The organism is Vibrio sp. V15_P4S5T153 (assembly GCF_963874485.1).
Lineage (GTDB): Bacteria > Pseudomonadota > Gammaproteobacteria > Enterobacterales > Vibrionaceae > Vibrio > Vibrio anguillarum.
Genome location: NZ_CAWNHR010000011.1, coordinates 414,134 through 438,870 on the forward strand (window position 1 = coordinate 414,134; position 24,737 = coordinate 438,870).

Genomic DNA, 24,737 nt, shown 5'->3' on the forward strand with positions numbered 1-24,737 from the left:
GATGTATGCGCGCGCTTTTCAAACATATCGATGCTTTTTTAATTGAAAATCAACGTTTTTGGCGATTTGAGCCCTTTCATCATAGTGGCTTAGACAGTTCACCTTGGAAACATTCAGACCATAGGCTGGATCAGTGGTTGCAAACGCTATCTTTGGACAGTATCGATAGCTTAAAGTCATCGCCGCAAGCGCTCATTGAGCAACTTCATCCGTATATCGAGGGGTTAAAAGAAGCGGATATCATGATTAGGCTTCAAGATGCCCCTCGTAATACTCAGCAAGCACTCAGCCCTTACTTAGAGCAGGGGATCCCTGGCAGAAAGCTAGAACAAATTCGTTTAATGAGCGAATCACTCCTCTCTAGGCATTCAGGAACGGAATGGCTAGAGTGGTGCGCGGGTAAAGGCTTTTTAGGTCGAATTATCGCAGCACAGTCAAAACAAAAAGTCACTAGTTTTGAATATCAGTTGCAGCTCTGTCATGCAGGACAAGCTTGCGCCGATGAACATGATCTTCCGATGCAATTTATTCAAGGGGACGCTTTTGAGCCGCAAGCGTTTGGCGTTTTCAATACCAATCAGCATGCCGTCGCTTTACATGCCTGTGGTGATCTCCATGTTCGCCTACTCGAATATTCTGTTGCTCATCGCTTGCCTGCGATTACGTTTTCACCATGTTGCTACCATTTAATCAAAGCCGATAGCTACCAACCCATGTCCAGCTACGGTCGTACTTCTTCTCTTGCCTTGTCCAAAGAAGAGCTGCGTATTCCGCTGCAAGAAACCGTTACGGGGGGAGATCGGGTTCGCCGTCATCGTTTGCAAGAAATGACGTTTCGTTTGGGTTTTGATTTGTTGCTAAGATCTGAGCTTGGGCATCATCAATATTGCCCAATTCCGAGCCTCAAAAAATCACAACTAGCCGAAGGATTTTTAGCTTTTTGTTATTGGGCGGCGGCACAAAAAGGCATCGCATTACCAGAAGTGGATTGGCCTGCTTATGAACGTAAAGGCGAGCAGCGTTTTTGGCAGATGGAAAGGATAGGCTTAGTACAACAGGCATTTCGCCGCATGATTGAGCTTTGGTTGGTATTGGATAAGGCACTTTATCTTCAAGAGCAAGGCTATGAGGTGCAGATTGAGCAATTTTGCGCTAGGAAAGTAACGCCACGCAATATATTGGTTCACGCTTATAAAAAATAAAAGCCAAGCGCATGACGCACTTGGCTAAGAATGGAGAGCTTTACCGCAAATTGTTATCGTTAGTTAAACAGAGCGATAGCTTCAGATGGGTCAAGATATTCAAGGTTGAAACTCTCGGCGACCTCTTTACAGGTGACTTTACCGTGTATCACGTTTAAACCTTCTAGGAATCCTTTATCCTCTAATAATGCACGTTGATAACCTTTATTGGCCAGTTTAACAATGTAAGGCAACGTAGCGTTATTCAAGGCGAAAGTTGATGTGCGAGCCACAGCGCCTGGCATGTTTGCGACGCAGTAATGAACGACGTCATCAACGATATAGGTCGGGTCATCATGAGTGGTAGCATGTGAGGTTTCAAAGCAGCCGCCTTGGTCAATTGCCACATCAACGACCGCAGAGCCAGGTTTCATTCTAGAAATCAGATCTTTAGTTACGAGTTTAGGAGCTGCTGCTCCGGGGATCAGTACTGCGCCTATTACTAAATCGGCTTCGAGGACGTATTTTTCAATCGCATCCTTTGTTGAATACACGACTTTAGCGTGACCTTGGAATTCTTCATCGAGTTTACGCAGCATATCAACACTTCGGTCGAGAATCGTCACATCAGCACGCATTCCGACAGCAATTCTGGCTGCGTTGGCACCGACTACACCGCCACCAATCACCACCACTTTTGCTGGTGCGACTCCGGGTACACCACCCAGTAACAAACCACAGCCCGCGTGTGATTTTTCTAAACACTGCGCACCTGATTGAATAGACATTCGACCAGCGACTTCAGACATTGGTGCTAATAGTGGCAAGCGACCCATATTATCTGTTACAGTCTCGTAGGCTATACAGACAGCTTTGCTCTTGATTAGCTCCTCAGTTTGTGGAAAATCTGGAGCTAGATGTAAATAGGTAAATAAAAGTTGGCCTTCGCGGAGCATTGCTCGTTCAGCAGCCTGAGGTTCTTTGACCTTAACAATCATTTCTGCTTTCGCAAAAATGTTAGAAGCAGTAGGAAGAATGGATGCGCCTACAGCGATGTAATCATCGTCTGAAAAGCCGATGCCGGAACCGGCATTTGTTTCAACATAAACTTGGTGACCGTGTGAGACAAGTTCGCGCACGCTTGCGGGAATCATGCCCACACGATATTCGTGGTTTTTGATTTCTTTAGGAACTCCAATGATCATCCTGACTCCTTAGGTTTTTTTGGTTGTTATAACTATATGTAGGGTTGTTGTTTCGAATTTGTGACTAGTATAGATGTGAATGTGTAAAATTTGATACTGAATATTAAAAAGTTGTAGTATATATTTTTGCAAGGAAGTAATAAGGTGGAATAAAAAATGGCAGACAACTATAAAAGGCCGTCCAAGGATTTAGACCGTATCGATCGCAATATTTTGAATGAATTGCAGAAAGATGGTCGTATTTCGAATGTAGAATTATCAAAACGAGTGGGTTTATCTCCAACCCCCTGTTTAGAGCGTGTACGTCGTTTAGAGCGTCAAGGTTTCATTACTGGTTATACCGCGTTGTTGAATCCACAATATCTTGATGCTTCGCTGTTGGTATTTGTGGAAATTACATTGAATCGCGGTGCACCTGATGTGTTTGAACAGTTTAATACTGCGGTTCAAAAACTGGATGACATTCAAGAATGCCATCTTGTTTCGGGCGATTTTGACTATCTTCTCAAAACTCGAGTCTCTGACATGGGGGCGTATCGTAAATTGTTGGGTGATACGCTATTGCGTTTGCCCGGAGTCAATGACACTCGCACTTATGTTGTGATGGAAGAAGTGAAGCAAAGTAACCAGTTGGTTATCAAAACTCGATAACACCAGATTGTCTGAATAGTGGTACTTCTTTCCACATTCTGACGTTCGCCAATTGGGTTTTTAACCTTGATGTGGTTAAATCACACAACAAACCGAGCGGCTTTTGCCGCTCGGACTGTTTTCACCCAAACCAACGCATCAAGCCGCAATAAACCTTGAGTGTTGGCGTTAATCAGAATCTAGGTTTATGTTCAAAGAGAACCAAAATAAAGTTGAGACCATTATTAAGACCAGCGAAGAGCCTCAGTCTTCACGCCTCAATGGATCGCAGCGTCTGAAAGAGTGCGGGCTTATTGTCGCTGTGCTTGCCTCTGTGCTTCTTTCCATCGCTTTATTAACATTTAGTCCCGCCGATCCTTCATGGTCGCAAACCGCATGGGGAGGCGATATTGAAAATGCAGGCGGTATTATTGGCGCATGGATTGCCGATACCTTGTTCTTTATTTTTGGATCGCTGGCCTACCCAATACCGCTCATGATTACTGTGCTAGCATGGGTTTTTCTGCGTAAAAGAGAAGAGAATGAATCCCTTGATTTTGTGCTGTGGGGAACGCGTTTACTCGGCTTAACCATCTTGATTTTGACCAGTTGTGGCCTTGCAGATATCAACTTTGACGATATTTGGTATTTTTCATCTGGTGGTGTGATTGGGGATGTATTAACCAGTTTGGCGCTACCAACGCTTAATTTACTAGGTTCAACCCTAGTATTACTCTTTTTATGGGGCGCTGGTTTTACGCTGCTAACGGGTATCTCCTGGCTAAGCATCGTGGAATGGTTAGGCACGATGAGTATTTCTCTTGGCGTTGCGTTGATCAATCGATTACGTGGTGAGAAAGATGAAGATATTGCGCCCGTTTTGTCGCCAATGGAGTTGTCGCCGCTTGAATCATCATCCGCAGACTTAGCCGTTGTTGAGTCTAGTTCGCCAAATGAAGAATATGTCAAATCAGACCTCGATGCGTTTGGGGCCGAGCAATACACGCCTGCGGTAGGGGTTGAAGAAGAGCTGGAACAGACTCACTCGCCAAGACGTTTTAATATTCACATGCCAGCGGCCAAAACTCAGGCTAACACTTCTCCTGAATTCAGTGAAACTCACTCAGATGAAGCGCCATTTGATCGCAGCAAGCAGCTTAGTGCAACGATTGAAGAGTTAGAAACTGTTGCGTTGGAAGAGGATGACCTTGCTCTTTCATCGGCAGACTGGGTAGATGAAAGAGCTAATGAGCATCAAGCATTAGCCAGTGCCGACCTCGATGCCAGTCAAGAAGCTCAGCAATATGCATGGGCAGAGGACGAAGAGGTGAGCGAGCCGTCGCTTACGATGACAGAAGTTGATCTTGATGTGTCGCGTGTTGAACCGGTTATTTCCAATTTAGATGTGCTGGATGAAGATGAATCAGATCAAGCGTTGGCTGCTGATCTTGATGTGATGTCAGAAGATGACGAGCCACCGTTAGGCCAGCAAGACAGTGATGTGACGGCTTTTCAGAACATGGTGTCTTCGGCTCAGGCCAATATGGCGGCCAAGCAAAATCCATTTTTAATGCAAAAAGAAACTAACCTGCCTAAACCGACGGAGCCACTACCGACGTTAGAGCTTCTGTATCACCCAGAAAAGCGTGAACACTTTATTGACCGAGATGCATTAGAGGAGGTTGCTCGTTTGGTTGAATCTAAACTCGCGGATTACAAAATCCAAGCGCAAGTGGTTGATATCTTTCCGGGGCCGGTTATCACTCGTTTTGAATTAGATTTAGCTCCAGGCGTAAAAGTGAGCCGTATTTCTAGCCTATCGATGGATTTGGCGCGTTCTTTATCGGCAATGGCGGTGAGGGTGGTTGAAGTGATCCCCGGTAAACCTTATGTTGGTCTTGAACTGCCAAATATGAGTCGTCAAACCGTCTATTTGTCAGATGTTATAAAAAGCCGTCAATTCCAAGAAGCGAAATCACCCACGACCATCGTTTTAGGGCAAGACATTGCTGGCGAAGCATTGGTCGCGGATTTAGCCAAAATGCCGCACGTGTTGGTGGCTGGTACAACAGGCTCAGGTAAGTCGGTTGGGGTCAACGTGATGATCCTCAGCATGCTTTATAAAGCGAGCCCAGAAGACGTTCGCTTTATTATGATTGACCCGAAAATGTTAGAGTTATCGATCTACGAGGGTATTCCTCACCTGCTAGCTGAAGTTGTGACTGACATGAAAGACGCATCAAATGCTTTACGTTGGTGTGTGGGTGAAATGGAACGTCGTTATAAATTAATGTCTGTGCTTGGTGTGCGTAACATCAAAGGCTTCAATGATAAGCTAAAAATGGCCGCTGCTGCTGGTCACCCTATCCACGATCCTTTGTGGAGAGAAGGGGACAGTATGGAGAGTGAACCGCCGCTGCTGGAAAAACTGCCTTACATTGTCGTTGTTGTTGATGAATTTGCTGATCTGATGATGGTGGTGGGTAAAAAAGTAGAAGAGTTGATCGCGCGTTTGGCACAAAAGGCTCGTGCTGCGGGTATTCACCTTATTTTGGCCACTCAGCGCCCATCGGTTGATGTGATCACCGGTTTAATCAAAGCGAATATTCCGACCCGCGTTGCGTTTACCGTTTCGACTAAAACCGACTCAAGAACTATTTTGGACCAAAGTGGTGCGGAATCACTGCTCGGTATGGGCGATATGCTCTATCTACCACCGGGTTCTAGCCACACGATCCGGGTTCACGGTGCGTTTGCCTCGGATGAAGATGTGCATGCGGTGGTAAACAACTGGAAAGCACGCGGTAAGCCGAACTACATAGAAGAGATCACTTATGGTGACCAAGGACCAGAAGCCTTGCTACCCGGTGAGAAGATGGAAAGTGATGAAGAAGTGGATCCGCTATTTGATCAAGTGGTTGAACATGTAGTGGAAACGCGTCGAGGTTCCGTTTCAGGTGTACAACGCCGATTTAAAATCGGTTACAACCGCGCTGCAAGAATTGTAGAGCAGTTGGAAGCACAAGGTATTGTGAGCGCTCCCGGCCATAATGGTAATCGCGAAGTACTATCGCCAGCGCCGCCGCGAGATTAATCACGGTCATTGTAGGCAACACAAACAAAACAGCGCCACCCATGATGCCATGAGCGGCGCTGTTTCAATTTAGCTAGCATAAACTCCCGCCAGCCTTGCTAACGGCTATTTTTCTTGCATCAGTCCCATCAGTGCTTGTTGCGTGTCAGATATTTGCTGCTGCGCGGATGGTGTACTGCCAATTCCCAATTGTTGTTTAGCTTCATCTTCAGAGAGACCTAAGTGGCAACACAGTAAATCAATCGCCATTTGATAGTTGCTCGTTTCAGCCATGATGCTGTCCTTTGTCCGTCGAAAATGTCTGTTTCCCATGCAATGTAGTCACTTTAGCTGGGACTCTCAATACGACCAAAGTCTTATGCGTTCAATTGCTCATCACGTGCTGTAAGGGTAGGTTAACCATCTTGCTATTCAATAACAGATTTTAGAAAACTCGGCGTCAGACATTAAATGTTTCAATTTATCGCTTAACCTTGTTTTTCAAATCTTAGACTATATGTATATGAAAAATTGTGTAGGTTCATGCTAGCGTCGCTTGCAGCCTACACTCATAATAAGCTTTTCATTCGGAGATAAGTAATGAAGCGAGTCATGTTATTTCTAGCAACCAACCTTGCGGTGGTTCTGGTTCTTAGCCTTGTATTAAATATTGTTTATGCTGTGACGGGGATGCAGCCGGGCAGTTTATCTGGCTTGCTCGTCATGGCCGCGTTGTTTGGTTTTGGCGGCTCATTTATTTCATTATTGATGTCAAAGAGCATGGCTCTGCGCTCGGTAGGTGGAATGGTGATTGAAAGTCCACGTAACGAAACTGAGCACTGGTTATTGCAAACTGTAAGTCGTCAAGCTCAGCAAGCGGGTATTGGTATGCCAACGGTAGCAATTTATGATTCACCGGACATCAACGCTTTTGCAACCGGAGCTAAACGTGATGATTCTCTCGTCGCTGTTTCAACGGGGCTATTGCACAGCATGACGCGTGACGAGGCCGAAGCGGTATTGGCGCATGAAGTGAGCCACATTGCCAATGGCGATATGGTTACGATGACTTTAATGCAAGGAGTGGTTAACACCTTCGTTATTTTCTTATCGCGCTTTATCGCAAACATCGTGTCGTCTCGTGATTCAGAAGAGGGTGGCGGTAGCAATATGATGGTTTATTTTGGCATCTCTATGGTGCTGGAATTGGTATTTGGCTTCCTCGCGAGCTTTATTACGATGTGGTATAGCCGTCATCGCGAATTCCACGCCGACGCAGGTGCAGCAAAGCTTGTGGGTAAACACAAGATGATTGCGGCGTTAGAGCGTTTAAAAATGGGGCAAGAATCTCAATTAGAAGGTTCCATGATGGCTTTTGGTATCAACGGTAAACGTTCAATGACGGAATTATTGATGAGTCACCCGCCGCTTGATAAACGCATCGCCGCTTTGCGCAATAGTTAATCTAAGCTAACTAAAAAGAGAAGGCCAGCGAATTACGCTGGCCTTTTTGATCGTCGTAACTATTGGAATTTTGGTCTTTATTTTCTTTTTTGATCTTAATTCCTTGCAACCACGTATGCATTGAAAAGATACAAAGTTATACAAGAAATATTTTGTATAACTAAGCGACTTGTACTATTTTGTACATGTGAAGTTTTTGTATAACTTATGGAAACGTACAATGGATGTCGAATCGGTTGCTCAAGTTTATCGTCAACTCAACAAAGAGAACTTGCCTTTATTACGTCAGGTTTATCACGACAATGTCCTTTTTGAGGATGCCGCTCATCGAATAGAAGGTTGGCGTGCGCTATCGGATTATTTTGCTCGTTTGTATCAGAACGTAGAGCGTTGTGATTTTACCATCCATGATCACCAGCAAGTCGGTGACGGCGGCTTTCTCACATGGACTATGTCTTTGCAGCATCCTCGGCTAGCTCGTGGAAAACTTATACAAGTGCAAGGGATGAGCCATCTCAAGTTTCAAGACAACCAAGTCATTTATCACCGTGATTACTTCGACTTGGGAGAAATGCTCTATGAACACATTCCGCTGCTGGGAAGTGTTATTCGTTCGATCAAACAGAGGTTAGGGCAATGAAGAGTGTACTTATCACGGGAGCCACTTCTGGTATTGGTTATCAGCTAGCTGTTGATTATGCAAAAACGGGTTGGCAAGTTATTGCTTGTGGACGTAACCAAGCCAAGCTTAATCAAATGCATCAAGAGCATCCGCAGATCCAAGGTATTGCGTTTGATATTACCGATTTTGAGCAAACGAAATCGGCTTTATCGCAACTGCCTTTTACTCCTTCACTGTGGATCCTCAACGCTGGCGATTGCGAATACATCGATCATGGTCAAATGGATTCACTCCGGTTTAAGCGTGTGTTTGACGTAAACGTTTTGGGTTTAGCTCATTGCATTGAGGCGATACAGCATCACTTTGTTGCTAACCACCGTGTGGCGATCGTTGGTTCCATCGCCAGTGAAATCGCGCTGCCAAGAGCAGAAGCCTATGGCGCTTCTAAAGCGGCGGTTAGTTACCTAGCACGCTCGCTCATGCAAGATTGGCGAGCGCAAGGTGTTGCTGTGACGATGATCTATCCTGGGTTTGTTGCCACGCCTTTGACTGATAAAAATAGTTTTTCGATGCCAATGATGGTCAGTGCCGAGTATGCATCGCAGGCGATTCGCCGTGGGTTGGAAAAAGGCAAAACCACCCTCTATTTTCCGGCCCGTTTTACGAGCCTATTACGTTTGATTGGCAGCTTACCTTACGCATGGCAAGGCAAATTAGTTGCGGCATTACTTAAATAACTATCTGTTTTGTAATTAAAGGAATTGAGTATGAAAATCGCCATTATTGGTAGCGGTATTTCCGGGTTAACATGCGGTTATTATCTGCATAAACATCATGATGTTACCGTGTTTGAAGCCAATCATTACATTGGTGGGCATACCGCCACCGTCGATATTGAGCTCGATGGTCAAAATCATGCAGTTGATACTGGTTTTATCGTGTACAACGACCGGACCTACCCAAATTTCATCGCAATGATGAATGAAATTGGCGTAAAAGGCATTCCGACTCAAATGAGCTTCAGTGTGCGTAATGATGCGAATGGGCTGGAATATAACGGTCATACCGCAACTACGTTGTTTGCACAAAAGCGGAACTGGTTAAACCCTGTCTTTTATCGCTTTATTTTTGAAATCATTCGCTTCAATCGGTTAGCGAAACAGCAAGCAGAACAAGCGCATCAATCGATGCAAACCTTAGGTAATTTCTTATTTGAGCACCAATTTTCTGACTATTTTTGTGAAAATTATATTTTACCGATGGGAGCGGCGATTTGGTCATCTTCCTTGGCTGATATGCGGGTTTTTCCGTTAAGTTTCTTTTTGCGTTTCTTCCTCAACCATGGCCTGCTAGAGATCACTAACCGACCACAATGGTATGTGGTTGAAGGCGGATCGCGTGCGTACATCGAACCCTTAACGCAAGGTTTTAAAGATAAGATTCATCTTGATAGCCCAGTTACACAAGTCAAACGCAGCTCGGCGGGTGTCGAGCTCGTTGTTAATGGGCAATCACACCACTTTGATCATGTAATTTTTGCATGTCACAGCGATCAGGCATTAGGTATGTTAGAGCAAGCGACAGAGGCTGAGCAAGAGGTGCTCGGCGTAATGCACTATCAAGCCAATGAAGTCACTTTACATACCGACACATCACTGCTGCCTAAGCGAAAAGCCGCTTGGGCAGCTTGGAACTATTGGCTTGATGGCAGCCCAGATCAAGAATCGCGTTTACCAGCGCTGACCTACAATATGAATATCTTGCAGCATATTAAAGGCGCTCATACTTTTTGTGTATCGCTCAACAGCGGTGACCGCATTGCTGATGAGAAAGTTTTACGACAGTTTACTTATCACCACCCGGTATTTACCACGCAATCTATTGCGGCTCAGCAACGCAAGCCTGAAGTCAACGGTGTGAATAACACTTGGTACTGTGGCGCTTATTGGCGCAATGGTTTTCATGAAGATGGCGTGACCAGTGCGCTGGATGTGGTGACACAGCTTGAAGCGCAAGCGCAGCAGTTAAAAGGCGCGGCGTGATGGGGACGGAGCCCAACAGTTGTTTGATGGTTGGCATGGTACGTCATCGACGCTTTACTCCGATTGAACATGCGCTCAATTATCCATTGTTTATGCCGTGTATTGATCTCGATGAACTGGATCAACTGAGTGATTCAGTTTGGGGGTTTGGCGAAAAATGGTGGCACTGGGCGCGTTTTCAGCGCGCCGATTATCTTGGTGAAGGGGATTTAAAACAGTGCATACAAGATAAAGTTCATGAGCTGACGGGCGACCGCTGCTCTGGAAAGGTGATAGCAGTATGTCACCTTCGTTATTTAGGAATCTATTTCAGCCCGGTTAATTTCTACTATCTTTATGATCAACAAGGTGAATGGCAATACTTGTTGGCCGAAGTGAGTAATACACCTTGGAATCAACGGCACTACTACGCGGTGAAAGCACAAGCGGGAGAAGAGCAGCAACAGTGGCGTCATCAAAAGGCGTTTCATGTTTCTCCCTTCAATCCTATTGATCAGCAATATCATTGGAAGTTGAAGCCGCTTGGTTCGTCATTGAGTGTACATTTGGAATGCCATAAAGAAGGTAAAGTTTTCGATGCGACTTTATCGATGAAGGCACAACCATTTAATTCAAAAAATTTACTCAAGTTATTGATCAAAACACCCGTGATGGCCGTAAAAGTGACAATAGGTATTTACTGGCATGCTTTAAAGCTGTGGCTTAAAGGAGCACCTTTCTACTCCAATCCACATTCATAAATACGCAAGATCTACACAGAGACAGTGTCTAAATAACAATAACAAGGAGAACGCTCAATGCTTAATTCACAAACTCTCGCGTTGCCCAAGCAACTGACAGGGTTGCAAAAGAGTGCAAGAAGCTTCATTTTTCGCTGTCTACAGCGTTTAGACGTCGGCACTTTAACCATCATTGAAACCTTTTCCAATGAAGGCGCGTCCAGTCAGGAGACTTTTGGCGTACTTAAAGAGCATCAACCCCATGCAACTATTGAAATACATCACCCTCATTTTTATGCTCGTTTATTAAAAGGGGGTAGTATTGCAGCGGGTGAAGCCTATATGGATGGTTGGTGGGATAGCCCGAATTTGACCAGCCTAATGGAACTGATGGCTCGTAATGTCAGTGCATTAGATGGCATTGAAGCTCGCAGTAGTGTGTTGACCAAACTTTTTTATAAAGTCAGCCATTGGCTCAACCGAAATTCAATCGATAAAGCCAAAGAGAATATTCATGCCCACTACGATCTAGGCAATGATCTCTACCACACCTTTTTAGACAGTAATATGCTCTATTCCAGCGCGTTGTTTCTGCATCAGGATGAAACGTTAGAGCAGGCGCAAATTAATAAAATGGAACGTTTGTGCCAGCAGTTGCAACTCAAAGCAAGCGATCACGTGATTGAGATTGGCACCGGTTGGGGTGCGATGGCGATTTACATGGCCAAAACTTACGGCTGTCAGGTCACGACGACGACCATTTCTGAAGAGCAGCATTACTACACCGCACAGCAAATAGAGCGGCAGGGGCTGGAGAGTCAAATCACCTTGCTTAAGCAAGATTACCGCCTGCTACAAGGTCAGTACGATAAATTAGTCTCGATAGAGATGATCGAAGCGGTCGGTAAAGAGTACCTCGACTCTTATATTGAAAAGTGCCAGTCACTACTAAAACCCAATGGTTTGATGGCGATTCAAGCCATTACCATTGCTGATCAACGTTATGATTATTACAGCAATAATGTCGATTTCATTCAGAAATACATTTTCCCCGGCGGTTTTTTACCCTCAATTACTGCATTGACAACGGCGGCGACACAGCACAGTGATTTAGTGGTTCGCAACCTGTTTGATCTTGGTCCTGATTATGCGCATACGCTTGCTCATTGGCGTCACCGTTTTGAGCTTGCAAAACATCAGGTTTCACAACTTGGGTATGATGAGCGATTCACGCGTATGTGGCGTTACTATTTCTGCTACTGCGAGGGGGGATTTTTAGCAAAATCCATCAGCACCGTACATATGACTTTGCAAAGACCGATGTAATGAAAATGCTGTTTGCTGTCTCTCTTTGGTTTCAAGCGATCTGGTTTGTTGCTGTGTTGGGGACAGAACGTTTGCAGTGGTTGGCATTGACCATGATGTTAGCCGCATTGATGTTTTCCTTGCGGCACTTCTCTTACTCTTTGGAAAGGGTAATTGCCTTAACCATTGTGGGTATTGTTATCGATGCCCTTAATCAGTATTTCGGATTATTACGCTTTGCTACCAATGACTTTCCCATTTGGTTAATGGTGTTGTGGGGCGCTTTTTCTTGGTATGCCTCCCATTTAGTGGTGCTGATGAAACGTTATCCATCCAAACTCATTTGTTTGATGGTCGGCGTGTTAGGCAGTTTAAGTTATTGGGCGGCAGAACGTTTAGGCGCTGTACATTTTGATTGGCCATTGGGTTTGACTATGGCCATCTTGTGGCTGCAGTGGGTGATGATCGGTGCATTGATACTTAGGGTATTTAGCGATGATGTTAGCAAAGAGAAATAGGCTAAGAAAATTCAACCTGTTACTGATAGTGATTGCCTTTCACAGCTTGGTGAATAACGCTTTTGCGGCGGTGACAGACGATAAACTGACCGAGTGGCAAACTTGGCCAGTGATTGGCCAAGCGAATTTAAGCTGGTTATGGCTAGATATTTATTCCTCGCAGCTTCGTACCCCATTAGGGCAGTACGAGCAAGGAAGCGATTTATCACCTCATCCCTTGGCGCTTGAAATTGAATATCAGCGCGACATCAGTAGTAAACAGCTGGTTGAATCGACCGCAGAGCAGTGGCAAAAACTCAAATTAACCGAGCAACAAATTGCACCGTGGCTGGTGCACCTATCGTCCATTTTTCCCAGCGTTACTGAGGGCGACCGCTTGATTTATACCTCCGATGGGCAGCAGGGCGCTTTTATTTTTCATCCTAAGAACGGTGTTCAAGCGCAGGTTGGTACAGTAGTTGATGAAGCGTTAAATGACGCCTTTCTCGCGATATGGCTGTCGCCACAGACGCAATACCCACACTTACGCAAACAATTGATAGGAATGCAACCATGAAAGCGATAGCCAGACGCAGTTATCTGTTACTTCTACTTTGGTTAGTGGGGTGCAGCGCTGATCTCACTCAATACCAATCCATGCAACCTAAGTTTGATCTATTTGAATACTTCTCTGGTCGAACGTTCGCATGGGGGATGGTGCAAGATTATACGGGGATGCAAACGCGTCGTTTCGAGGTTGCCATCGACGGAACAGTTGAGGGGAATAAACTTACTTTGGTTGAAGACTTCAATTTTGATGATGGTGAAAAAAGCCAAAGAGTATGGGTGATTGAACGTTTTGCTGATGGAAAATATATCGGTCAAGCGGATGATGTATTAGGCCAAGCCCAAGGTGAAGAAGTAGGTAACGCCTTGCGCTGGCAATATGATTTTTCCTTACCTTATGGTGATTCTACGCTAACCGTTACCTTTGACGACTGGCTTTATCGGCAAGATGAAAAGCGGGTGTTTAACCTGACTAAAATTAAAAAATTTGGTATCGAGGTCGGTAAACTAACGCTGTTCTTTGAAAAACAATAAGGCTCCTTTCGGAGCCTTATTGTGCTGATCATATGGCTTTGGAATTATCTCTGTTCTGCGCGTGGCGCTCTTGGCTTAGAGGCTTGAGCAAACGGTTTGCCTTTACTTGTCGGGCGAGAGTGTGCAGGTTTAGATGGGCCGCCTTGGTTTTTCTTACCGTTGTCTGTCGCGCTGCTAGCGCGTGGTTTGTTTGGCGATTTACTTGGTGAAGTAGCGTTCTCTTTACGCGGGTTAAGAGCGTCAAAACCCGGCTGAGTTTTGGTGTGTTTGGTCGCAAAACGGTTCGCTCCGTGACGGCCAGATTTACGACGCTGCGCAGGCGTGAGTGCATCCACATCATTCGCAGGCACCAAGCAGTTAGGTTTATCACCAATCAAATGCTTTTTACCCATGTTGATCAAGGCTTCACGGATAATCGGCCAGTTTAATGGGTCATGGTAGCGTAACAGCGCTTTGTGCAGCCTGCGTTGACGCTCCCCCTTCGCGACAGTCACTTCTTCACGTTTTTTGTATTTCACACGTTTGAGCGGGTTAGTCTCTGAGTAATACATCGCGGTTGCATTACACATTGGCGATGGATAGAAGTTCTGCACCTGATCACACTCAAAATTGTTTGATTTTAGCCACAGTGCCAAATTGAGCATATCTTCATCTTCCGTACCGGGATGCGCGGAAATAAAGTATGGGATGAGGTACTGTTTCTTACCTGCTTCAGCGCTGTACTTCTCAAACATCTCTTTGAAGCGATTATAGGTGCCCATACCCGGTTTCATCATCAGATCGAGCGGATTCTTCTCGGTATGTTCTGGGGCGATCTTGAGATAGCCTCCTACGTGATGCGTGACCAATTCACGTACATATTCAGGAGATTCAATCGCCAAGTCATAACGCACACCAGAGGCGATCATCACTTTTTTAATGCCTTTGACTTTGCGCGCTTCACGATAGAGATCAATCGTATGTTTGTGGTCGGTATTGAGCTTATGGCAAATTCCGGGGAAAACACACGATGGGCGGCGGCAGTTCATCTCAGCTTTAGGATCACTACAACCTAAACGGTACATGTTCGCCGTTGGCCCACCCAAATCCGAAATGGTTCCAGTAAAGCCGGGAACTTTATCGCGGATCTCTTCCATCTCATTCAAAATCGACTCTTTCGAACGGTTTTGGATAATGCGCCCTTCATGTTCGGTAATCGAGCAGAATGAACAACCACCAAAACAGCCGCGCATGATATTAACCGAGGTTTTGATCATGTCATAAGCAGGAATTTTACTTTTGCCATACATAGGGTGAGGCACGCGTGCGTAGCTCAGGCCAAACACGTAATCCATCTCTTCTGTGGTGAGTGGGATCGGGGCTTGGTTGACCCACAACTCACGGTCGCCATGGCGCTGGATCAGCGCCCGGCCGGAGTAGGGGTTGGTTTCTAAATGCAGTACACGGCTTGCATGCGCGTATAAAATCCGGTCATTATTTAGCTTTTCAAAAGCAGGCAAACGAACCGCTGTTGTCGCGGCATCATGGCGAGAAGGACGAATGGTGATTGGCTTCGCTTCGGCTTCTTTTTCTTGATTGGTTTCACACTGCGTTTCCACCGCGTAAGGGTTCACAGGAACAAACGCTTTACCCGGTTTCTCAATACGTGATGAGTCAATGATGGTGTAATGTTCAGGCTCAGTGGCCAGGTTCACGGCTGTGCCGCGAATATTGGTCATATCAGCGATATTATCGCCATTGGCTAAGCGGTGCGCTACTTCAACCAATGCGCGCTCTGCGTTACCAAACAGCAGTATGTCGGCTTTGGCATCAAACAGCACAGAACGGCGCACTTTGTCTGACCAATAATCATAATGGGCAACGCGGCGTAAACTGGCTTCGATACCACCGAGTACCAGTGGCACATCTTTATAAGCCTCACGACAACGCTGCGAATAGACAAGTGTGGCGCGATCTGGACGTTTGCCACCTTCATTATTGGGTGTGTACGCATCATCATGACGTAATTTTTTGTCAGAGGTGTAGCGGTTGATCATCGAATCCATGTTGCCGGCCGTGATGCCAAAAAACAGGTTAGGTTTTCCCAGCGCCATGAAAGCGTCTTTATTTTGCCATTGCGGCTGGGCAATGATCCCAACGCGAAAGCCTTGCGCTTCGAGTAAACGGCCAATGATCGCCATACCAAAACTGGGGTGATCCACATAAGCGTCACCCGTGACGATCACGATGTCACAGCTGTCCCATCCTAGGGCATCCATCTCCTTTTTACTGGTTGGCAGGAAAGGTGCGATTCCAAAGCACTCTGCCCAGTATTTTTTATATTGATGAATAGGAGTGACGTTGCTGTGCATATTTTGACCTCTGATTAATGAGCCGCGCATTATAACGACTTGCACTGGTAGTATCTAGCGGAACATTGGCTTTGTGTTCTATTTATAAAGAAAATTATTAATAAAGTGAGTGGTAAGTGTGTCGGAGAGATACTAAGTGATATGTGATAAGAAGGATGCAGCAATAGTAAAAAGGTCAACCAGTAATAAAACGGGTTGACCTTTAGACAAGAGTTAGTGGCTCATGTAACGACGTCGAATCAATAAGGCGGCCAACATTGACAATAAAGTCATGCCACCAGTACTACCGCCGCCTGAACCTCCTGAAAGTGGGGGTAAGGTAAAGGAGTAAGGCTTTTCATATTTCAAATTTTTGATGTAAGCCGCATCACTGCCGGTTGGTGTGCTTGATGTCTTTACGTATTCAAAGCGGATATCGTTGACTTCTTCATTCAAATATAACGTTCTGCTGCCACTACGTTCACCATCTTCGATTATGTAAGTGCTACCGTTCACTTTCACAATTAAGGAATCATAAATAAAAGTAGAGGAGACTTGGAAATCAAAACTTACTTTTCCTTTAGGGACGTTTTCAAGAAACAAAACCGATCTCGCTTTATCGTTCATAATGGCAGAACGTAGCCAACCATCTTCTTCTAGCCAAGGGTTTACATTCACACTAAGACTGCTATTGGGTACGGTAATTAACCCCTCTAGTGATTTTGAAGCAGGTTGTAGAACCGTATTGAGCTTTAGTGACGAGGTGACGGTTCCTAAATTTAGTGGGCTGTTAGTGTCAATCTCTAAGCGCACATCAGCTGGTGTCATTGAATCAATGGTATAAGAAACATCAACATAACATGAGTTATTTGGAGCCAAGCCTTGTGAACAGTTTTCGGCTGTGATATTTGCAGAAGCTGGAGACAGTGTGACGTTGTTTGCGGTAATAATCTCATCAGAGCCGTTTACAAAATTAAAGCGATGGGTATGAAGCCCATACTTAATCTCGTTTTTGTGTTGAGATTGTCGGAAAGAAACCTTTGATGTTCTTTGAGTCAGCCAATCATTAAAATGGTCGACTTTGGCATAAACGCCAGCCGCGTCTTGTAAGCCGCAACCACGCCCCCAACTAACGACACCATATTGAATAAAATTACCGCCGTCATTGATAAAAACGGGGCCACCGCTATCACCTTGGCAGGTATCTTGCGGGTAACTGCTCGCACAAAAAGCATCATTTTGTATATCTAAATAGCCGCCACCCAAAGTTCTGCACTGTGCAGTACCAATTAACGATATTTCGGCTTTACGCAAGATTTGAGAAGGATTGCTCGATTTATTCAACAGTTGGCTGTAACTCGTTGCCCCAAAGCCAATTATCTCTAAAGCCGTGCCAGCGGCTAGCGTATCAAGTGCACCAGTATTAGGGCGAGTGACTGCTTGTATTGGTAATGAGTTTTCTAATTCAAGAATGGCGATGTCGTTGGATCTTTCGTTATAGTCAGCATGAGTTTCATCATCATAAGCTTCATGATAATAGATTTGTTTGACTTTTACCCGGCGACCAGCATTAGTACGTAAGTCATACGCTCCAACCGTCACTTCAATATCCTCTGCATTGAGCGGGTTTTTTCCTGCTACGCAGTGAGCGGCGGTAAGTACATACTTATCACCCAAGTAGCTGCCACCACAAAAAGAGCTTTTAAGAGTTGAATAGTGTAAGGCAACCATAAAGGGAAAGTTACCCGCGTCAGCAGGGGTTCCATTGATGATTCTAGTTGATATTCCGGATTCCGTTCCAGAAGCACTGAACTGAAAAGATGTAAACAGAAGCGCTCCTAGCGAGACTGAAAAAAGGGGTTTGTTCATGAGTACCTCGGATTAGTTTTTCCAGCACCTCTTGGGTGTGGGAACGGTACCATATAGGGGCTGATGAATCTCGTCAATCAGTAATAATTATCATATCGACAAGATATATTAATCAAATAAGGCAAGTTAATGTATTTCAGTAGCTTATAAAACGAACGTATTGGTCATTTTATGTTCGTTATTTTCTTTCGATTACGATAGTTCTAGGCTACTCCTTTTGAGGTGTATTGATGTTCGGCGTTTTTTATATGGCTTGTCTGGCCTAAAATAATAAATAAGCAACTGCATTTACATCATTAGTGCTAACTCACGGCTTGTGATTAAGTTTTGCTCTATGCTGTGCCATTAATGGTCAATTATTTGAATGAGTTGGAGTCTATATGACACAGGTGAAGTCTCAAGAGCTACGAGAAAAGGCAGTGCTTCGAGAACCGCCAGTGGCTCGATATGATGCGATTGATTGGTCGTTTAACCTAACGACTTCCGAATTTATTTGTGATCTGAAAGCGGCGAATGCGTTACTTCATTCCCGTGTTTCGATAGCCAATATTCAAGAATTATTGCGTTATATGACGCCGAGCAAAGCTGCAGAGATGAAGCGCTGCTTCAAGTATGTGATTGAAAGTGGCAAAAGCCATGCCTTAAATTGCAACCTTGTTATTTCGGATCAGGCGTTAACTTATGTGGAGATTTTTATCGAGCGTACTTCTCTCACGCAGTTGCAAGGTACGATTCGACCGCTGCTCAAATTGGAATCATTGCAAGAGGTGGCCAAGCTTTTTGAAGGAGTGTTTGATAATACACATCATGGTTTGATCCTAACCGACGATCAAACGCGGGTTTTGGCTTGTAACCACTATTTTGAGCAGCATTCAGGTTTCAAACAAAATGAGCTACTTGGATTAAAAGCCAACCTATTTAATGCAGGCAAGCATTCCAAAGAGTTTTACCAATCGATGTGGCATGACATCAACACCAAAGATCATTGGAGCGGTGTCATTCTCAATCGTCGGGCATCTGGGCTGGTTGCACCACAAGAATTAACTATTCAAAAAATCATACTGCAAGATGGCCGAGTGTTCTTTGTAGGGATGACGCTTGATTTAGCCGATAATCTTCACCGCGTAGCCGATACGGCACTTGGGGATATCGATCTTTTGACGCAACTGCCTACCGAACAAAAGTTTAAAGCCTTGCTCGAAACATATTGCATGGAGTACCCCAAAGGCCAAACACAAATGGTTTTGGCTTTTCAACCTGCGTTTGAATCAGATCGACACCATGTAGAAACTTTAATGCTTTCCAGTTTTTTGGCGCGCTGTAAAGAAGCTAAGTTGGTGGGCTATGTGGGAAAAGATATTTATTTAGTGAGTTTGAGTTGTTCAGAGTGCCAAAAAAACACAGATTTTCGTCTCATCCAGCATGCGATCCGTCGCTTTATGAAAGAGTTAAAGAACGAATCCAGCTCGCACGCCGCGATTATTAATGGCCGAATTGGTGTGTCTGTTTTAGGGTTCGATGCAAAAACGCCAGCTCGAATGGTGACGCATGCGATGCAAGCAATGCTTGAACAACATGCAGGGGAAGCGCGTAACATCAGTTTCTATCACAGTGAAATACATCAACAAGTGAAACGTAGAAAAAACTTGGAAGACAGAGTCGCCAAAGCGATTGCGCAGAAGGAATTGGAAATACACTACCAACCGATTGTCGATACTAAAACATGGAACATTGCGAAATTCGAAGCGTTATGCCGTTTTAAGCCTGTGCCCGATTTACCTTTTACCACGCAAGAAATGATTGGTATCGCGGAAGATATGGATTTGATTGCCGAGCTTGATCGTTGTGTCAGTATTTTATCTTTGCAAGATTTACCCAAGATAAAAACCTTGTTTGGCCAAGGTGTTGGGGTAACGATCAACCGCTCTTTCAATACCAAAATGGATGCGACGCAGATTTTAACCAATACCATGGAGATCATTGATCGCTACACGGATACGCCTCAATCAGTCACCATTGAGCTAACCGAAAGCGCCTATTTTGATAGTCAATCTCATCAGGTTGATGCCCTTAATGCTCTTCGATCGCGCGGCGTAACGGTTGCGATTGATGATTTCGGTACGGGTTATTCCTCTTTTACCTACCTCAGCGATTGCAATTTTGATTATTTAAAAATAGATCGCGAGTTTGTCACGGACATTCAGGTCAACAGCAATAAGTACAGCATTGTTAAAATGATCACTGAGCTATCGCACACACTCGGCGTGAAAGTGGTTGCCGAGGGAGTAGAAACAGAGCATGAGGTTTGGGTGCTTAAATCATTGGGCATTGACTACATACAAGGCTATATTTTTTCAAAACCACTACCGCTTAAGGAACTGGTTCGGGCCAAGGAGTATCGTAATCGTTTTGCGTATTCGGGCGATAAAGTAGAACAAAAGCGAAAGCCCAACTGTTTGCTCAATCTGTTCAAAGAGGGGAAACCACATTTGGATCCCAGTGAGCCAATCTCTCTTGCTTATCAGTATATTAAATCGACTAAAGTTGATGTGCTGCCAGTCGTCAATCAAGGAGAGTGTGTTGGCATCGTCGATGTGGCCTCACTCAATTTATATCTGACGCCGAACATGGGAACCGATCTTGAAACCACGCGTGAAGCGGCCGTATGGCGTAAGCCCGTGAGTCAGATCATGAAATTTCATTTCACTCAGCTTGACGCGTACACCGAGCTAAATCAAGTGGTGAATTTGATCGAAAAAGGACATGATTTTCCATGGGTACTGGTCGATAACACTCGTTACAAAGGCTTATTGACTCAAGCGGACGTGCTGAGGTATTTGGCCGAAAGTCAGTAACCTTCTCTGGGCATCCGCGCTTACTCTTTGCTATTATCGCGCCCAGATGTTTCCAGATGATGTTTAGATTATGATTCAAACCTTACTTTCTGTTTTTTCACCCATGCTGCTCGGTGCGCAAATCTTACTGACGTTAGTACTGGTCAAAGGGGATATTTGTCCTGGACAACGTGGCCGTATTCATCGCGTATTGCCAGCCATTGGTGTGCTTTGGTTGGCAGTGGCTTCACTAAAAATTGAAGCCTTTTTGGTCGTCTTTTCCATCTTCTATTTCTATTCACAAGTTCAAACCAAGAAAACTCGAGATGAAGGCCCGTTATGGGCACTGTATTTGGCGAATGGCCTTGCCTTAGCTTATGTCGCGATTCAGATATCAGAGCAGAGTCATTGGTCAGCTTCTATCGCCATGTTGCTGTTGGTTGGTTTGTTGGGCGCGAGTTTCTCGCACCTTCTACTAACGATAGCGCGCTCGCGTTTACAAGCTTTCCATCGAGTTCTACCCGTTGTGGGCATTCTCTGCTCGATGGGGATCGCTTTATGCGTTGTGCCGCACGCGTACGGGTTAAATGACGAAACGTTGGCTCAAGCAACATTGCCGTTGCTAACGACATTCGGTTTCATGATCGCAGGTATTATCGTATGGTGCTGGCATATCTTGTTTGCCAAAAGCGCTGAGAAAATTCAATTAACGGCAGCCTTGTTATTGATGCTGGCAGCCAGTATTTGTTTTCAAGGTTTGTTTAATCTCTAGACCTGGGTCACTATTTAGTGCGAATTTTACCGCTAGTCTTTAGTGGTCTCTTTGCTATAGGAGTGAGCCATGGATTTGAGTAACGTCAGCCGTTTTGATAGCAATATATTACTTGGCATCGTCAATGAGAAGCTACGCTTAGAGTGTGACAGCTTCGAAGAGCTTGCCAGTATGTATGAAATGGATAGAGAAAATGTAGTCGGTAAGCTGGATGTTTTAGGTTACCAATACGACCCACTGACCAACCAATTTAAAGCGAACCAACGCTAGTGCTAAGCAGCGTGCAGTGACAGTTAACCAACCGCACTGTCATTCAAATAGCCATGTCGACACGACGAATAGTTTAAGCCATCTTGATCCCGTCAAGGTGGCTTAATTTTAAGTTATTGTTTTTAAATGGCTTAGTTTCTTCCCCAAAATCCCCCCAAAATTATTCCCCAAAACTCGGGCTAATTTGCCGCTTTTGGTGTGGTGATGTACGTGTAACTATCTGCGCGATCGTCATTGTATTTATCAGTCATGCTCTGGTGTTTGTGGCCGAGTATTAGCTTTGTATCGTAACCTGCATCACGATATGTTCGCTCAGCAAATGACCTTAGCTCGTGGAAAGAAAATGATGACTCTGCGACCGCTGGGCTGCATTCTCTTTTTGCTGACATGAATGACTTGCTTATCGTTGACAGTGATATCTGATCGCCCCTTTTGGCCCGACCTGCATTTTCGGACGAGTGAACCAAGTATTTAGATACAATCCTGCTCGATCTGCATTCTTTGATAATGTCGCCTAGCGACTCATTTAAAAATGGGTTGGTTAGCGTTAGCGGGAATGCAAGTTTCGTTTTGCCTCCGGATTTATTTAAAGACACAAAAAGGTGATCATCTTTCACATCACTAAACTTAAGCTCGGAAATATCTCCGCGTCTTAATCCGGTTGTTATGGCCAGCTTCATTGCAACGCGAAGGTATTGCTTAGACTGATAAAGATTCGTGCTCATTATCTCTAATAAGTCGGATTCGCTTACACGCTGGCGCTTAGGGTTTAACTTGATGTTTCTGGTGTGGATGGCAGGGTTAAAGCCCGGTTCAACTTCTCCGGCGTATTGAGCTTCTTTGTACAGGTCAATCCACAGGCTTTTAAGGTTCGCAGCCATGGCTGATTTACCTTGGGCTTTGTATTCATCGATCACATCAACAATATCTTTAGTAGTGATCTCTTTGATACCCACACTGCCAAATCTATCAGCGAATATTTGCGACAAGTAAACTTTGTTTTTAAGCGTGGATTGCGTGAGTTCACCCGTGGAGACGCGCTCTTTCTGAATAGCTTGATACTTTTCAACCCAAGCCTTTGCAGAGACCCCGACAACTTTAACGGCCTTCTGATTGTTCTGAATGATAAAATTAAGCTGCTCTAAGCGTTGTTCAGATATCATCAAATTCACCTGCCTGGCTGCTTCAAAAGCTTTATCTCTGTCGCAGCCAAGACCGATAAACTTTCCAGTGATCGGGTGTTTATAGGTAAAGTAGGTTTTACCGTTACGCTTATCGGTTTTTTGGTACAGATTGGCAACATGATTTTTGTAAGATCTTGGTCTAGCTGCCATTGATTATTCTCCTTACCAATGGGTTGTCGCTAACATTCGACAAAGGGCGGAGTTCATAATACTCCGCATCAGCTTGGCACATCCACTTACCGCCGAACTTTTTTGGCGCTGGATAGATTTGATGATTCTTTGCATAAGACGCTAATGTTGCGGCGCAAGGGGCGAAGCCAAACTTCTTTATCGCCCATTCTTTAAGCGGGATAAATTCGCTCATAAGTGCTCCTATGGTCGTTGCCTTTGTATTCTTTCGAACTTTGAGCAGCGGACGACAATCATGCCGTCACTGTCCTGTCCTGTTTTTGGCATTGTGCGGAACTGATCTCGTGTAGGGCATTGATGTTTATGATCGCTGCTTAACCCTTTGCAGTTGGCGCACATGCTTCCTTTTGGTCGGTGTGATGGGTTAGTTTTCATCTTCCCATCCAATCGGGGCATTTATATTCTCTAACCCATCAATCTGCATAGATAACTGAGACGCATCATTTTGAGAGAAGCCAATATTGTTAAGGTAATCAGCATCAATATCATCGTGATCCCATAATATCTTGCCGAGTAAATGGGCCAATCTTCTACTTACATTGTTCTCATGATAAACGGACGCCGCAACAACCTTCACTTCCTTTCCGTTGGCGATCAGCTTTGGATTAAATGGTAGGTCGCCGTTGGTGTTTTCAACAATGAATGTCATGTAATTTTCGGTGCAGTATGGATCGCTCATTCTGTGTATTCCTTTATGATTTGAGAAAACCTAAAATCCAACTGGCGCTTTGCTTGTTCAAGCTCTTTGGCTATGGCTTTCTTCCTTTCGTGCTCATTAGCCATGACCTTAAGATTTTCAATGTGATAAGCGACTTCTCTTTCAAAGTTCCATCGGTCAATATCTATGTTGAATAGCTTTGATAGGCTTTTTCGCATTTCAAAAAGCTGACTTTTCATTTCTGGGTAGTCATCAATGAAACTAAGCTTTGACGCTATATCCTTGCCGAATTTCTTCCTAAGCTTGTCGTGCTTTTTAAATTCATCAAATTTTCTACACTCGATTACTTCTGGCTGGGTTTGTCTTTGGTTTCCAGCTATAAGCAGCTTCATTAAAAGCTCATCATTTAATTTGGCTGGGTTAAGCGTTGGTCGTTTAACTGTGTTCCAGAACTCTCCATTGAATGTAATTAAGCCACATCCGTTAGGGATATCATTTTTAGTTATCAGGCCTTTCGGAACAGCGAAAACAACGCCATAGGAAAAGTCTAGGTAAGATTTCCATTTGGCACTCGTTACGTCAGATCGAAAGTCAGAAACGCTAACTTTGATTTCATAAGAGATAGGGTTTGGGTTGGCAAAACTTTTCTCTATCGTGTAGACGTCGGGACGAACAGAGCCAGATCTTCCGGCGGGTATATTTTCCCAAACCATGCGACTTTCATTCAGCAAGTGACGAGCAAGATTGCTTGCAAGCTCGTCATGGGTCAAGCCTAGCTTAATATCCATATTG

At 44.7% G+C, this 24,737-nt stretch carries 23 protein-coding genes; 15 read left to right on the plus strand and 8 right to left on the minus strand.

Annotation, left to right across the window (positions count from 1 at the left end; genetic code table 11):
• The first annotated feature begins 5 nt into the window (after positions 1–5).
• Complete coding sequence (locus AACT42_RS03705) at positions 6–1,202, plus strand: methyltransferase (protein WP_094133670.1); 1,197 nt, start codon at positions 6–8, stop codon at positions 1,200–1,202.
• Between the two features lie 59 nt (positions 1,203–1,261).
• Here AACT42_RS03705 and ald read toward each other — a convergent pair whose 3' ends face one another.
• Positions 1,262–2,386 carry an alanine dehydrogenase gene (gene ald / locus AACT42_RS03710; protein WP_094133669.1) on the minus strand — a complete coding sequence of 375 codons (1,125 nt, stop codon included), beginning with the start codon at positions 2,384–2,386 and terminating at the stop codon, positions 1,262–1,264.
• A 156-nt stretch (positions 2,387–2,542) separates the two neighbouring features.
• On the opposite strand from ald, the gene lrp reads away from it, so the two are divergent.
• The gene (gene lrp, locus AACT42_RS03715) at positions 2,543–3,037 is read left to right on the plus strand and encodes a leucine-responsive transcriptional regulator Lrp (RefSeq protein WP_010317439.1); all 495 of its coding nucleotides are present in this window, start codon (positions 2,543–2,545) and stop codon (positions 3,035–3,037) included.
• Positions 3,038–3,224: 187 nt separating this feature from the next.
• Complete coding sequence (locus AACT42_RS03720) at positions 3,225–6,110, plus strand: DNA translocase FtsK (protein WP_094167951.1); 2,886 nt, start codon at positions 3,225–3,227, stop codon at positions 6,108–6,110.
• A 105-nt stretch (positions 6,111–6,215) separates the two neighbouring features.
• Here the strand turns inward: AACT42_RS03720 and AACT42_RS03725 are convergent, their stop codons facing one another.
• The gene (locus AACT42_RS03725; RefSeq protein ID WP_017041998.1) at positions 6,216–6,383 is read right to left on the minus strand and encodes a hypothetical protein; all 168 of its coding nucleotides are present in this window, start codon (positions 6,381–6,383) and stop codon (positions 6,216–6,218) included.
• 306 nt (positions 6,384–6,689) lie between these two features.
• Here AACT42_RS03725 and htpX point away from each other — a divergent pair, with 306 nt between their 5' ends.
• From htpX to AACT42_RS03770, 9 genes are all read left to right on the plus strand, one after another.
• Positions 6,690–7,553, plus strand: a complete 864-nt coding sequence (gene htpX / locus AACT42_RS03730) for a protease HtpX (protein ID WP_017044602.1) — start codon at positions 6,690–6,692, stop codon at positions 7,551–7,553.
• Between the two features lie 220 nt (positions 7,554–7,773).
• Positions 7,774–8,193 (plus strand): nuclear transport factor 2 family protein, encoded by a 420-nt coding sequence (locus AACT42_RS03735; protein WP_094132088.1) that lies wholly within the window; start codon positions 7,774–7,776, stop codon positions 8,191–8,193.
• Positions 8,190–8,912, plus strand: coding sequence for an SDR family NAD(P)-dependent oxidoreductase (locus AACT42_RS03740; RefSeq protein WP_094132087.1), 723 nt, complete (start codon positions 8,190–8,192; stop codon positions 8,910–8,912). The genes AACT42_RS03735 and AACT42_RS03740 overlap by 4 nt, the downstream gene beginning before the upstream one ends.
• Positions 8,913–8,942: 30 nt before the next feature.
• On the plus strand, positions 8,943–10,217 hold the full coding sequence (locus tag AACT42_RS03745) for an NAD(P)/FAD-dependent oxidoreductase (protein ID WP_176429060.1): 1,275 nt from the start codon (positions 8,943–8,945) through the stop codon (positions 10,215–10,217).
• Positions 10,217–10,957 carry a DUF1365 domain-containing protein gene (locus tag AACT42_RS03750; RefSeq protein WP_094132085.1) on the plus strand — a complete coding sequence of 247 codons (741 nt, stop codon included), beginning with the start codon at positions 10,217–10,219 and terminating at the stop codon, positions 10,955–10,957. The genes AACT42_RS03745 and AACT42_RS03750 overlap by 1 nt, the downstream gene beginning before the upstream one ends.
• 57 nt (positions 10,958–11,014) lie before the next feature.
• The gene (locus AACT42_RS03755; protein WP_017049911.1) at positions 11,015–12,262 is read left to right on the plus strand and encodes an SAM-dependent methyltransferase; all 1,248 of its coding nucleotides are present in this window, start codon (positions 11,015–11,017) and stop codon (positions 12,260–12,262) included.
• A complete protein-coding gene (locus AACT42_RS03760; RefSeq protein ID WP_094132084.1) occupies positions 12,262–12,759 on the plus strand; it encodes a DUF2878 domain-containing protein in 498 nt (165 codons plus the stop codon). The genes AACT42_RS03755 and AACT42_RS03760 overlap by 1 nt, the downstream gene beginning before the upstream one ends.
• The gene (locus AACT42_RS03765) at positions 12,737–13,315 is read left to right on the plus strand and encodes a chalcone isomerase family protein (protein WP_094132083.1); all 579 of its coding nucleotides are present in this window, start codon (positions 12,737–12,739) and stop codon (positions 13,313–13,315) included. The genes AACT42_RS03760 and AACT42_RS03765 overlap by 23 nt, the downstream gene beginning before the upstream one ends.
• The gene (locus AACT42_RS03770) at positions 13,312–13,839 is read left to right on the plus strand and encodes a DUF3833 domain-containing protein (RefSeq protein WP_094132082.1); all 528 of its coding nucleotides are present in this window, start codon (positions 13,312–13,314) and stop codon (positions 13,837–13,839) included. Before AACT42_RS03765 ends, AACT42_RS03770 begins: the two co-directional genes overlap by 4 nt.
• Positions 13,840–13,883: 44 nt before the next feature.
• Here the strand turns inward: AACT42_RS03770 and AACT42_RS03775 are convergent, their stop codons facing one another.
• A complete protein-coding gene (locus AACT42_RS03775; protein ID WP_094132089.1) occupies positions 13,884–16,190 on the minus strand; it encodes a YgiQ family radical SAM protein in 2,307 nt (768 codons plus the stop codon).
• Positions 16,191–16,403: 213 nt separating this feature from the next.
• Positions 16,404–18,038 (minus strand): S1 family peptidase, encoded by a 1,635-nt coding sequence (locus tag AACT42_RS03780; RefSeq protein WP_237666848.1) that lies wholly within the window; start codon positions 18,036–18,038, stop codon positions 16,404–16,406.
• Between the two features lie 380 nt (positions 18,039–18,418).
• On the opposite strand from AACT42_RS03780, the gene AACT42_RS03785 reads away from it, so the two are divergent.
• From AACT42_RS03785 to AACT42_RS03795, 3 genes are all read left to right on the plus strand, one after another.
• Positions 18,419–20,893, plus strand: coding sequence for a sensor domain-containing phosphodiesterase (locus tag AACT42_RS03785; protein ID WP_094168043.1), 2,475 nt, complete (start codon positions 18,419–18,421; stop codon positions 20,891–20,893).
• Positions 20,894–20,963: 70 nt separating this feature from the next.
• Positions 20,964–21,644 carry a hypothetical protein gene (locus AACT42_RS03790; protein ID WP_088721129.1) on the plus strand — a complete coding sequence of 227 codons (681 nt, stop codon included), beginning with the start codon at positions 20,964–20,966 and terminating at the stop codon, positions 21,642–21,644.
• Between the two features lie 69 nt (positions 21,645–21,713).
• Positions 21,714–21,914, plus strand: coding sequence for a DUF4250 domain-containing protein (locus AACT42_RS03795; RefSeq protein ID WP_010316942.1), 201 nt, complete (start codon positions 21,714–21,716; stop codon positions 21,912–21,914).
• 179 nt (positions 21,915–22,093) lie between these two features.
• Here the strand turns inward: AACT42_RS03795 and AACT42_RS03800 are convergent, their stop codons facing one another.
• The 4 genes from AACT42_RS03800 to AACT42_RS03815 all read right to left on the minus strand — a co-directional run bounded on the left by AACT42_RS03800 (position 22,094) and on the right by AACT42_RS03815 (position 24,733).
• Positions 22,094–23,248, minus strand: a complete 1,155-nt coding sequence (locus AACT42_RS03800) for a phage integrase Arm DNA-binding domain-containing protein (RefSeq protein ID WP_094133474.1) — start codon at positions 23,246–23,248, stop codon at positions 22,094–22,096.
• Positions 23,238–23,462 carry an excisionase gene (locus AACT42_RS03805; RefSeq protein ID WP_094133473.1) on the minus strand — a complete coding sequence of 75 codons (225 nt, stop codon included), beginning with the start codon at positions 23,460–23,462 and terminating at the stop codon, positions 23,238–23,240. Before AACT42_RS03805 ends, AACT42_RS03800 begins: the two co-directional genes overlap by 11 nt.
• A 189-nt stretch (positions 23,463–23,651) precedes the next feature.
• Positions 23,652–23,966: a hypothetical protein gene (locus tag AACT42_RS03810; RefSeq protein ID WP_094133472.1), complete on the minus strand. Its 315-nt coding sequence runs from the start codon at positions 23,964–23,966 to the stop codon at positions 23,652–23,654.
• Entirely contained in the window at positions 23,963–24,733 is a 771-nt protein-coding gene (locus AACT42_RS03815) for an MmcB family DNA repair protein (protein ID WP_094133471.1), read from the minus strand. Before AACT42_RS03815 ends, AACT42_RS03810 begins: the two co-directional genes overlap by 4 nt.
• Between the last annotated feature and the right edge of the window lie 4 nt (positions 24,734–24,737).

Bases quoted from the DNA above. Each gene is read 5' to 3' on its own strand.
- AACT42_RS03790 (WP_088721129.1), top strand. From the start codon at position 20,964: ATGATTCAAACCTTACTTTCTGTTTTTTCACCCATGCTGCTCGGTGCG.
- AACT42_RS03815 (WP_094133471.1), bottom strand. From the start codon at position 24,733: ATGGATATTAAGCTAGGCTTGACCCATGACGAGCTTGCAAGCAATCTT.
- AACT42_RS03720 (WP_094167951.1), top strand. From the start codon at position 3,225: ATGTTCAAAGAGAACCAAAATAAAGTTGAGACCATTATTAAGACCAGC.
- AACT42_RS03760 (WP_094132084.1), top strand. From the start codon at position 12,262: ATGAAAATGCTGTTTGCTGTCTCTCTTTGGTTTCAAGCGATCTGGTTT.
- htpX (WP_017044602.1), top strand. From the start codon at position 6,690: ATGAAGCGAGTCATGTTATTTCTAGCAACCAACCTTGCGGTGGTTCTG.
- AACT42_RS03775 (WP_094132089.1), bottom strand. From the start codon at position 16,190: ATGCACAGCAACGTCACTCCTATTCATCAATATAAAAAATACTGGGCA.
- AACT42_RS03740 (WP_094132087.1), top strand. From the start codon at position 8,190: ATGAAGAGTGTACTTATCACGGGAGCCACTTCTGGTATTGGTTATCAG.
- AACT42_RS03705 (WP_094133670.1), top strand. From the start codon at position 6: ATGCGCGCGCTTTTCAAACATATCGATGCTTTTTTAATTGAAAATCAA.
- AACT42_RS03800 (WP_094133474.1), bottom strand. From the start codon at position 23,248: ATGGCAGCTAGACCAAGATCTTACAAAAATCATGTTGCCAATCTGTAC.
- AACT42_RS03725 (WP_017041998.1), bottom strand. From the start codon at position 6,383: ATGGCTGAAACGAGCAACTATCAAATGGCGATTGATTTACTGTGTTGC.
- AACT42_RS03745 (WP_176429060.1), top strand. From the start codon at position 8,943: ATGAAAATCGCCATTATTGGTAGCGGTATTTCCGGGTTAACATGCGGT.
- AACT42_RS03765 (WP_094132083.1), top strand. From the start codon at position 12,737: ATGATGTTAGCAAAGAGAAATAGGCTAAGAAAATTCAACCTGTTACTG.
- AACT42_RS03755 (WP_017049911.1), top strand. From the start codon at position 11,015: ATGCTTAATTCACAAACTCTCGCGTTGCCCAAGCAACTGACAGGGTTG.
- AACT42_RS03810 (WP_094133472.1), bottom strand. From the start codon at position 23,966: ATGAGCGATCCATACTGCACCGAAAATTACATGACATTCATTGTTGAA.
- AACT42_RS03770 (WP_094132082.1), top strand. From the start codon at position 13,312: ATGAAAGCGATAGCCAGACGCAGTTATCTGTTACTTCTACTTTGGTTA.
- AACT42_RS03750 (WP_094132085.1), top strand. From the start codon at position 10,217: ATGGGGACGGAGCCCAACAGTTGTTTGATGGTTGGCATGGTACGTCAT.
- AACT42_RS03795 (WP_010316942.1), top strand. From the start codon at position 21,714: ATGGATTTGAGTAACGTCAGCCGTTTTGATAGCAATATATTACTTGGC.
- ald (WP_094133669.1), bottom strand. From the start codon at position 2,386: ATGATCATTGGAGTTCCTAAAGAAATCAAAAACCACGAATATCGTGTG.
- AACT42_RS03735 (WP_094132088.1), top strand. From the start codon at position 7,774: ATGGATGTCGAATCGGTTGCTCAAGTTTATCGTCAACTCAACAAAGAG.
- AACT42_RS03785 (WP_094168043.1), top strand. From the start codon at position 18,419: ATGACACAGGTGAAGTCTCAAGAGCTACGAGAAAAGGCAGTGCTTCGA.
- AACT42_RS03805 (WP_094133473.1), bottom strand. From the start codon at position 23,462: ATGAGCGAATTTATCCCGCTTAAAGAATGGGCGATAAAGAAGTTTGGC.
- AACT42_RS03780 (WP_237666848.1), bottom strand. From the start codon at position 18,038: ATGAACAAACCCCTTTTTTCAGTCTCGCTAGGAGCGCTTCTGTTTACA.
- lrp (WP_010317439.1), top strand. From the start codon at position 2,543: ATGGCAGACAACTATAAAAGGCCGTCCAAGGATTTAGACCGTATCGAT.